General features: G+C 41.5%; 8 protein-coding genes, 1 rRNA gene and 1 pseudogene. 7 read left to right on the top strand and 3 right to left on the bottom strand.

Features of this window, described 5'->3' with window-relative positions; translation table 11 throughout:
• Window positions 1-11 precede the first annotated feature (11 nt).
• Window positions 12-128 (top strand): 5S ribosomal RNA (gene rrf / locus OIU26_RS21695).
• A gap of 61 nt (window positions 129-189) precedes the next feature.
• On the opposite strand, the gene OIU26_RS21690 is transcribed toward rrf, so the two are convergent.
• Window positions 190-1,502, bottom strand: a protein-coding gene (locus tag OIU26_RS21690) for an IS3 family transposase (RefSeq protein ID WP_436449189.1) whose coding sequence is annotated in 2 segments (ribosomal slippage) — window positions 190-1,142 and window positions 1,142-1,502 — 1,314 coding nt in all. Because the reading frame shifts where the segments join, the coding sequence is not laid out codon by codon here.
• Between the two features lie 354 nt (window positions 1,503-1,856).
• The gene (locus OIU26_RS21685; RefSeq protein WP_165083020.1) at window positions 1,857-2,282 is read right to left on the bottom strand and encodes a MarR family winged helix-turn-helix transcriptional regulator; all 426 of its coding nucleotides are present in this window, start codon (window positions 2,280-2,282) and stop codon (window positions 1,857-1,859) included.
• Between the two features lie 203 nt (window positions 2,283-2,485).
• Between OIU26_RS21685 and OIU26_RS21680 the strand changes: the two genes are divergently transcribed.
• The 4 genes and pseudogenes from OIU26_RS21680 (at window position 2,486) to OIU26_RS21665 (ending at window position 6,264) form a co-directional block, all read left to right on the top strand.
• The gene (locus OIU26_RS21680; protein ID WP_025675711.1) at window positions 2,486-2,926 is read left to right on the top strand and encodes an OsmC family protein; all 441 of its coding nucleotides are present in this window, start codon (window positions 2,486-2,488) and stop codon (window positions 2,924-2,926) included.
• 58 nt (window positions 2,927-2,984) lie between these two features.
• On the top strand, window positions 2,985-4,670 hold the full coding sequence (gene lpdA, locus OIU26_RS21675; protein ID WP_264217974.1) for a dihydrolipoyl dehydrogenase: 1,686 nt from the start codon (window positions 2,985-2,987) through the stop codon (window positions 4,668-4,670).
• Between the two features lie 465 nt (window positions 4,671-5,135).
• Window positions 5,136-5,621 (top strand): annotated as a pseudogene (locus tag OIU26_RS21670) (MFS transporter); the annotation flags it as partial.
• Window positions 5,622-5,694: 73 nt separating this feature from the next.
• Entirely contained in the window at window positions 5,695-6,264 is a 570-nt protein-coding gene (locus OIU26_RS21665; protein ID WP_165083017.1) for a sugar O-acetyltransferase, read from the top strand.
• A gap of 121 nt (window positions 6,265-6,385) precedes the next feature.
• Here the strand turns inward: OIU26_RS21665 and OIU26_RS21660 are convergent, their stop codons facing one another.
• A complete protein-coding gene (locus OIU26_RS21660; RefSeq protein WP_013369293.1) occupies window positions 6,386-6,940 on the bottom strand; it encodes a helix-turn-helix domain-containing protein in 555 nt (184 codons plus the stop codon).
• Between the two features lie 112 nt (window positions 6,941-7,052).
• Between OIU26_RS21660 and OIU26_RS21655 the strand changes: the two genes are divergently transcribed.
• Both OIU26_RS21655 and treC read left to right on the top strand, forming a co-directional pair.
• Window positions 7,053-7,634, top strand: coding sequence for a LysE family transporter (locus OIU26_RS21655; RefSeq protein WP_013369294.1), 582 nt, complete (start codon window positions 7,053-7,055; stop codon window positions 7,632-7,634).
• Window positions 7,635-7,912: 278 nt separating this feature from the next.
• Entirely contained in the window at window positions 7,913-9,640 is a 1,728-nt protein-coding gene (gene treC / locus OIU26_RS21650; protein ID WP_264217972.1) for an alpha,alpha-phosphotrehalase, read from the top strand.
• Window positions 9,641-9,685 lie beyond the last annotated feature (45 nt).

Genomic DNA, 9,685 nt, shown 5'->3' with positions numbered 1-9,685 from the left:
GCAAATTCATGTTTGGTGGCGATAGCGGAGGGGTTCCACACGTACCCATCCCGAACACGACCGTTAAGCCCTCCAGCGCCGATGGTACTTGGACCGCAGGGTCCTGGGAGAGTAGGACGCCGCCAAGCGAGATAAAAAGGCACATCCCAGTATAAACTGTACCCTCTGTAAAGGACATTTTAAAAAGGGCTAGGCTGCTTGAAGATGATCTCTGTATTGAACAGGGGTCATCTTTTTTAAATTCCATTGGTATCTGTAATGGTTGTAATAAGTCATATAGTCATCAATTTCACGTCTTAGCTCTTCCATAGTCGCACAGGGTTTGATGGAGGCCTCATCCTTAAAATGACCAAAGAAGGATTCTTGGGGGGCGTTATCCCAACAGTTTCCTCGTCTAGACATCGACTGGTTTAACCCCATTTTCTTAACCATCTTTTGAAAATCAGGATGTGTGTAATGTGTTCCCTGATCCGAATGAATAAAGGCACCCTTTGCTTTTTTAAATCTTCGATTTTTCTTCAGCTTTAGAAGAGTGTCCGTCGCAAGGTCCATAGTGATTCTCTCTGAGACATGATAAGCCAGTATTTCATTGGTTGAACTGTCCTTGATCGTTGATAAATAAGCTTTCTTGCCTGTACCATAATATAAATAAGTGATATCTGTCAGTAATTCTGTCAGTAACACCTTGCCGGGGATGTCCTGCTTAAATTCCCTATTCAAAAGGTTAGGAACAACCCGATGTTCCTGAGTCGCCTTCATCATCCTTTTATAGGGATTTGCCTTCCGGAAAGGACATACAATGCCGTATTTCTTCATAATTCTCCGGATCCGTTTCAAATTGTAGACAACCTTAAACTGGCCCTCTAATATCATCTTGATAGAACGGGCCCCTTTCTTGCGTCTTTTGAAACGGAAGGCCTTCAGGATCGTTTCTTTTACCTGTTCATCATCCTGTTCTCGTTGCTTCCGCTTTTCCGCTGATTTGGAAGACCAGTACTTGTAATAGCCACTCTTGGAGACCCCGGCCATTCTGCATAAATGGTTCACCATTCGATGAAGGTCGTATTTCCGGATAACGGTATGGATCAAAATATATTTCTGGCAAGGTGTCCAATCTACTTGTCTTTCAGCCCCCATTCCGCCATACGGATCTTTTTTAACAGTTCGTTCTCCGCTCTTAATAAGGCGTTTTGCGCTTCAAGCCTGGCGTTCTTTTCTTCCAGTGTCAGTTCCCTTCTAAGGGGTTTTCCAGATGATTGGCTCCTTGTATCGTGCAGACCCAAGACACCGTTTTCCCGGAAGCTTGCACGCCATCTTTTTCCCGAGGATCGTATTCGTTGGAGTCCGATTACATGTACCTCAAATCCGCATTCCTCAAATATAGCCCTCGGTAGCTTGCCCTTTTTATTTTCAGAAATAAAAAGTTTCTTGAATTCATCCGTATATGTAATACCTTTTGATGTAACTGACTTAACATAAAGATTGTTAGAAAGCTGTTCGATTTCTTTCTCTGTAAATGTCTTTTACTCATTCCAGTTTCCACTTCCCATTTTTCTCGATATATAAAAAGTACCCTACGGAGAGACTTTTTTAAAGTGTCTACTCTATAGGGTACAGTTTAGTAAGGGGTGTGCCTTTTTTTTGGAATCAAGCCGATCTTAGAAACGTGATTTCATTTACGTACTTTCTTTATGAAATATATTATAAGATATCCATGTGCTACTACTCCTGTGCTTACTTAACCATTTACTTCTACTTTTCCAGTAAGTATAGAAGTGAAAAACAGCAATTACATGCGTGCTTTATAAGAAAAACGACCAAGGGAAGTACCTTTCTTGGTCGTTTTTCTATATTTGCTATTTCCTTGTGTTATCAACCATTCTCTGAAGCACACTCTCAAAGGTATGAAGATCGTCTTGAGAGATCCCAGCAATGGTGTCTTGCTTAAACTTCTCAGCAATCGGCAGAAGCTTAAGACAAACCTGCGTACCAAGATCGGATAATTGAATTTGTTTCATTCGTTTGTCTGTGTCATCAATACTTCGAAGTAAATACCCTTCGGCTTCTAGTTTTTGTAGCAGCCGCACTACACTTGGCTCCTTAATCGACAATTCTTCTGCAAGTTCTCGTTGAGTCATGGATTTATGTGTATAGATATAATACATCGTAATCCATTGACTCCTAGTAATGTTATAAGGCCGAAATTCTTTCTCCAAGGCTTCCGAAAAGATTTTTCCACTACGATTGGTAATAAAAGCAAGACAATTCTCTAAGTTAAACATGGCCACACCAACCCATTCAACTAAACTATATTTCTTATACATCAACTTAAGTATAACAGACCTTTGTACTTTTCATCATATCAGATACTTTCTTAACATCTAAAATAAATTACTTAGCTAACTATTGATTTTTAAAACCAAGAGTGCTACAATTTCCCTGAATCAAGTTATTTTTTTCACAAAGTAAACGGGAGGTTATATTTATGTTAACTACATTTAAAGCTACTGCAAAAAAATTACCTGAAGGGTTGCAGGTGGAAGCTCAATCTAGAGGGTTTAAAATTGTGATGGATGAGCCTGAAGATTTTGGTGGAACCGACAAAGCGATGAATCCGGTTGAAGCACTTTTGTGTGCGCTTGGTGCATGTCAGTCGATCGTTGTTGCTGCTTTTGCCGAAGGCTTTGGGTTTTCGTATGAAGAATTCCATGTAGAGCTGGAAGGAGATTTGGACCCGGATGGGTTCATGGGGCTAGCGGATGTTCGATGTGGATTTCAGGAAATTCGTTTTGTCATGCACTTTAAAACGACAGAGAGCCAAGAAAAAGCAGAAGCTTTTGCAGCGTTTGTTGAAAAGACTTGTCCTGTGGGTGATTGTTTGGCTAATGGGGTTAAATTGGTACAAGCAGGCGTAGTCAGACATTAAACTATTCGCTAAAAGGGCTCAATAAATTCTCTTTTGGTCGTGAAGGAGTTTGAGAATTATGGAAGTTAAAATGTCAATGATCCCTGGAGGAAAAAAGGGGAAAGCCAGCAGAAATCACGTCCAGCTCGGACAAAACGTTTCCTTTGGGGATGTACTACTTGAGGTTGAGACAGGAAAAGGTGTTCGAGAAATTACAGCGACTGTCGAGGGAAGCATTAGTAAAATCCACTTTGAAGAAGGCGACGAAGTATCCTCTAATCAGGTCTTGTTTACAATTGACGCTGCTGCCGAAGAGGGGACGTCTACAGTAACATCACAGGCTACTAAGATGGAACAACCTACACTGGATAAGAACGTGGATTTACTAATTATTGGAGCTGGACCAGGAGGGTATGTGGCAGCGATTTATGCCGCTAAAAAAGGAATAAAGGTGGCCTTGGTGGAAAAGGAGGGGTTGGGTGGCACCTGTCTTAATGTAGGGTGTATTCCAACTAAATCCCTGGTGAAGTCTTCTGAGATTTGTCACCACATCAAGGAATCGTCTTTGTTTGGTATTCATACGGGAACAGATCTTCAAGTCGATATGAAACAAGTCATTCGTCGTAAAGATGAAATCAAAGGAAAATTGATTTCGGGTATTGATTATTTAATGGAAAAAAATAATATTGAAATTATTCGCGGTCAAGCAGCCTTTTTATCTGCGACACAAGTAAGCGTCAAAGGACAACGAAATTACCAGGTTACAGCAAACGATATCATTATTGCGACAGGTTCTAAAATTACCAAAGTGAATATTCCCGGCATCAATCTTCCCATTGTAATGAATAGTACCGATGCCCTTGCCTCTACTGAACTACCAAAAAGTATTACGATTATTGGCGGTGGTGTGATTGGTATGGAGTTTGCTTTCATCTATCGCAATTTCGGTGTAGAGGTTCACGTAGTAGAATTTATGGATCGTTTGTTGACCATGGTTGACAGTGACATTTCAGAAGAAATTAAACATTCGGCAGAGAATGCTGGGATTCATATCCATACCCAGTCCAAGGTATCTAAGATCCAACAGGCGGACAATGGACAGGCTATTGTCACCTATGAAAACAAACAAGGTGAGCATTTGTTAGTTAGCGAGAAAGTGCTTGTTGCGATTGGACGTGAGCCCAATTTGGATGGACTGGACATTGAACAAGCGGGTATCCAGCGCAATGAGCGAGGGAAAGGCATTGCCGTTAACGAATATATGCGTACAAACGTCGAACATATCTATGCCATTGGTGATGTGACGGATATTATGCAGCTTGCCCATGTCGCCTCCCATCAGGGGATCACGGCTATTGATGCCATCATGGGTGGATCGGAAGGTATGCACTATGCCGCCATTCCAAATGTCATCTTTACTTCACCCGAAATCGCAAGTGTTGGTATATTAGAGGATCAATGCAAGCGAGAGGGATTGGATTTCAGTGTAAGCAAAGTTTCGTTCTCCAGCAATGGGAAAGCATTAACGATGAATGAATCGGAAGGCTTTATTAAATTGATAAAGGATAATGTGACACAACAAATTGTGGGTGGATCGATTATTGGTCCAGATGCATCATCTTTAATCAGTAGCCTGACATTGGCGATTGCCAATGAGCTGACAGAACAGCAAATCACGCAAACGGTTTTTGCTCATCCAACGACTGGAGAAGTGATTCACGAAGCTGCGTTTGGCCTTAGCATTGGAGCGTTTCATCAAGCGTAACATTAAAAATAAAAGGAATGCTTCTAGTCTAAGTAAACGGACAAGGAAGCATTCCTTTTTTCATTATTGAATGTTTATGTAAGGTATATATACGAAACCGATCATCATAATGCTTTTGAGGAGAAAACGAAGAGGATTGACGGAGGAAGAGAGATGTATAGATCCATTATTGTAGGAACTGGTTTTACCAGACTAACCGCTGCCTTTACTTGGCGCATGCGAATATGAAGCCACTCGTCGGCCTAACACGTCACATGCGAAGCGATTGGGGTGACTTGGGGGATGGAGAAAAAGATTGTAATGATGAAACATTGAAAACGAGAGGCGCCTGCCCTTAGCTTTATCATACCGCCCAGGTTGACAAATAGTGCTGGATGCAAATAGAATAATTTATTATAATACTACTTATTAAAAGTTCTATAAAAAGTATCGTTAAGGAGCTAAGCGATGACAGTAGAACCCTCCATGAATCCTAGGATAGTTCGCAATGTTTTATTTGTTTTATTCGCTTTACCGGGTATAGCTTTTGCATCCTGGGTGTCCCGCACGCCTGTCATAAGCGATATTTTGCATGTCTCGACTGCCGGAATGGGGATTATTATTTTTGGATTAGCTGTGGGTTCCTTATTGGGACTACTTAGTGCGGGCAATGTTATTTCTCGTATAGGTGGACGGTCGGTCATTCTGGGAAGTGCGCTTTTGATTGTGATTGGTTTTGTCATTGTAGGGTTGGGAACTGCATTTTCGCTCACGAGCATGGTGTTTGTTGGTTTGGTCATCTTTGGTGGTGGCTATGGTACAGCTGAAGTAGCTCTTAATGTCGAAGGTTCTGCGGTAGAAAATCAGTTGAATAAAATGCTTTTGCCCGCCTTTCACGGTTCGTTTAGTATGGGGACACTTGTAGAAGCTATCATCGGTTCTGGAGCAGCGGCACTACACCTACCCGTTGTGATTCATCGGGTGCTGCCCAGCCTGTGGGGATGAAAGATAAGAAATAAGATTAAAATATAAAGGGGATTGTCGCATGTCTATGAAAACGGAAAAACAAAAGATGCTGGATGGGGAACTGTATGTAGCAGCTGATCCTCAATTAACGAGTGAAAGAGAGTATGCGAGAAGATGTGTACGTCTCTTTAATCAGACGACTGAGGCGGATAGTGAGTACCGTGAAAAGTTACTTAAGGAGCTTTTCGGTTCCACAGGTGAAAATATAAGCATGGAACCCAACATACGCTGTGACTACGGATACAACATCCATGTTGGGGAAAATTTCTATGCCAACTTTGACTGTACCATTTTGGATGTATGCGAGGTGCGTATTGGAGATAATTGTTTTCTGGCTCCGGGAGTCCATATTTACACAGCGACTCACCCCATTGATCCATTTGAACGAATTGCTGGTCCAGAGTATGGAAAGCCTGTAACGATTGGCAATAATGTATGGATTGGCGGCAGGGCGGTTATTAATCCCGGTGTTACGATAGGTAATAACGTCGTAGTGGCATCAGGAGCGGTCGTAACCAAAGATGTTCCAGATCATATGATTGTAGCTGGGAATCCGGCACGAATAATCAAGCAAGTTGAAATCTCCTAAACAACAAACAGGTTAATCATTTATGATTTGTACCAAAGATCCTATTAAAAGAGCCTCTTATTTTAATAGGATCTTTTATATTTAAGGACTTTTACATATATGCTCTTCAAGAATTGAACTATTATACAGAGTAATAAATGATCATATTCATCCTTACCAGCGTTTCTCCTAAATTATAGTATATGTGCGGACGGTCTGCTTTAAAGCGTATCGAATCTCCGGCTTTCACCGTGTACGTTTCTTCGCTGACTTTTACCACCATTTCACCCTCAAATACGGTAATAAATTCTTCAGTACCCTCACGGTGAGGGGCGGAACTCAGTTCCCCGCCTGTTTCAATCTCTACGGTGTAAACCTCAAAATTTCTGTTTCCTTCATAGGGGAAAAACGGATACAAACGATAGTGATTGCTTTCTTCAAGCACTTGTACTTTGCTTTTAGGAACGACTACGGCATCGGCAGGCGGTTCGCTAATCAGGGCAGTGAATGATATTTTCAAGCCGTTCGCAATTTTCCATACCGTTGTAATCGAAGGATTTGATTCTCCACGTTCAATCTGGCCGAGCATTGTTTTACTGATCCCCGTCAGGTCAGCTAATTTATCTAAACTCAATTTTCTTTCATTTCTTAGATGCTTTAAATTTTTACTTAAAATCAAATTAATATTCTCCATCATTTTTCCGCTCCCTATTGTGCTATATAAAGAACATGATGTACAATCATGAAGTACAAATGTGCGTTTCAACGTACATTTCATTCAATTATAACACACTGGAGTTGATTGTTGCATGCCGTTTATTCCATTTTTATCTTATGTGCTTGTTACTAGCTTTACGCCAGGCCCCAACAATATTATGTCATTGGACAGTGCCAGGCGGTTAGGTTTGAAGAGAGCTTTTCCATTCTTACTGGGAGTAACAGCAGGCTGTTTCGCCATTATGTTGTTAGCCTGCTATTTTAATCTTGCTTTATATCATTTCTTGCCTCGGGTTAAAATCTGGATGAATGTTCTTGGTAGTCTGTACATGCTTTATCTGGCAGTAAAAATAGCAAAGAGCAAATCTACTTCGGAGGATAATGACCACAATGAAGGATATTCCTTCAAATCAGGACTGCTGCTGCAATTTATCAATTTAAAAATCATTTTGTATGGTATTACGGTCATTTCAACGTTTGTTATGCCGTATGATGTGTCGTATATGACAATGTTTACGATCTCGTTACTCCTGACCTGTATTGGTTTTGTAGCTGTAATGTGCTGGGCGATTTTCGGAGCTATGTTCCAGCGCTTCTTGAATAAGTATGAGCGCTCCTTCAATATCATAATGGCCTTATTGCTCCTTTATAGTGCACTATCCATATGGATTTAAATAAATACCGTATTCACGATTTTAAAGAGAGGTTCCTGACTTATAAGCAGGAGCCTTTTTCGTGTGAACAGAGCTTATTCAAAGATTCATGAAATATAATCCGGACAGAATGGATGAGTTCCCTGATCGTTTAGCCGTAAAACGGGTATTACCTTATATACATAAAGTATATTGACAACTTGTATATACATGATTTAATCTTGTATATACAAGAAGTTGAAAGCGTTATAATAAATTCTTTTACGCTACTTCATTTCGCAAGAAAGGAATGAGCATGAATGGAAGCAATGAACAAGGCTTTAATTCCTCAAGATAAGGACTGGTGGCGCAAATCGGTCGTCTATCAGGTTTATCCCAAAAGTTTTAACGATACGACGGGCAAAGGAACCGGTGATATAAGAGGACTGACACAAAAGCTGGATTATCTGCAAGGACTGGGTGTTGATATTATCTGGTTGCAGCCTGTATATGTCTCGCCACAGCGTGATAACGGGTATGATGTAGCCGATTATTGCCGGATTAATCCTGATTATGGAACAATGCAGGATTTTGAAGAATTGAGTCAGGAAATTCGGGCGCGTGGGATGCACTTGATGATCGACATCGTGGTTAACCATTCTTCCACAGAGCATGTCTGGTTTCAGCAGGCGCGGCTTTCTAAGGATAATGAGTACAGGAACTATTATATCTGGCGTGACCCAGCACCCGATGGAGGACCTCCGAACAACTGGATTTCCAAGTTTGGTGGACCGGCTTGGCAGTATGACGAGGCGACTAACCAATACTTCTTGACACTGTTTGATAAGACGCAGGCGGATTTAAACTGGGAAAATCCCAAAGTCCGTCAAGAAGTTGTTAATGTGTTGGAATTTTGGGCTGAGAAGGGAGTTAGTGGCTTCCGACTCGATGTCATTAATTTGATCTCCAAGGATCGGCAATTCTCGGACGATGATGGAAGCACGGCTCCTGGGGACGGGCGTAAGTATTATACGGATGGTCCGCATGTGCATGAATACCTTCATGAATTACATGAGAAAGTATTCTCAACATATAACAGCGTCACTGTAGGGGAGATGTCCTCCACCTCACTGGATCATTGTATCCGTTATTCCAATCCAGACAGAAAAGAATTATCCATGACCTTTAATTTTCATCATTTGAAGGTGGATTATCCTAATGGGCAAAAGTGGGAACTCATGCCTTATGATTTTGAAATGCTGAAAAAGCTATTCTCAGATTGGCAGATTGGCATGCAACAGGGTGGCGGCTGGAGTGCATTGTTTTTAAACAATCATGATCAGCCAAGAGCGATCTCTCGCTTTTTGGATGATGATGAATACCATGCCGAAAGCGCCAAGCTACTGGCCACCACGTTACATGGACTTCAGGGAACACCTTATATATTTCAAGGTGAAGAGATTGGAATGCCCAATCCGCAGTGGTCAGATATTGAAGAATTTCGGGATGTTGAATCGCTGAATATGTATTGTATCTTACAGGAGCAAGGCAAAAGTGCAGAGGAAGCATTGGATATCATTCGAGAGCGGTCCCGTGATAATTCGAGGACACCGATGCAGTGGGATAATACTCGCAATGCAGGTTTCACTACAGGCACGCCTTGGATTAAGGTAGATGAACGATATCCACAGATCAACGTTCAGTCCCAGTTAGAGGACCCGAACTCGATCTACAACCATTACCGTAAGCTGATTCGTCTGCGTAAGACGGTACAGGTTATCACCGATGGGGATTATCAACGTTTGGACGAAGCTCATCCTCAGGTCTACGCATATCAACGCAGCAATGAACAGGAGACTTTGGTCGTCATCTCTAATTTTAGTGGGCAGGATGTACAATTCCGTATTCCCGATTCATTTTATTTATCATTAGATAATCAAGCAGTAGCAGCGGCTGAGCTTTTAATCGGTAATACCCAGCATGCTCCGCAGCTAAATCAGGTGGTCTCTTTGACTCCGTATGCTTCCTATATGTGGATTGTTCGTTAACCTTAGTGAATAGTATGGAAATATCCAGTAGCACCCCGGTAGTAC

Origin of the sequence: Paenibacillus sp. BT-177, assembly GCF_025846815.2 — a bacterium.
In the GTDB taxonomy this organism is placed as follows: domain Bacteria; phylum Bacillota; class Bacilli; order Paenibacillales; family Paenibacillaceae; genus Paenibacillus; species Paenibacillus polymyxa_C.
The sequence above is the reverse complement of the archived record's forward strand: the minus strand, read 5'-3'. Positions and strand labels throughout refer to the sequence as shown.

Coding starts and splice junctions, on each gene's coding strand:
- OIU26_RS21685 (WP_165083020.1), bottom strand. CDS start 2,282: ATGTTTAACTTAGAGAATTGTCTTGCTTTTATTACCAATCGTAGTGGA.
- OIU26_RS21680 (WP_025675711.1), top strand. CDS start 2,486: ATGTTAACTACATTTAAAGCTACTGCAAAAAAATTACCTGAAGGGTTG.
- lpdA (WP_264217974.1), top strand. CDS start 2,985: ATGGAAGTTAAAATGTCAATGATCCCTGGAGGAAAAAAGGGGAAAGCC.
- OIU26_RS21665 (WP_165083017.1), top strand. CDS start 5,695: ATGTCTATGAAAACGGAAAAACAAAAGATGCTGGATGGGGAACTGTAT.
- OIU26_RS21660 (WP_013369293.1), bottom strand. CDS start 6,940: ATGATGGAGAATATTAATTTGATTTTAAGTAAAAATTTAAAGCATCTA.
- OIU26_RS21655 (WP_013369294.1), top strand. CDS start 7,053: ATGCCGTTTATTCCATTTTTATCTTATGTGCTTGTTACTAGCTTTACG.
- treC (WP_264217972.1), top strand. CDS start 7,913: ATGGAAGCAATGAACAAGGCTTTAATTCCTCAAGATAAGGACTGGTGG.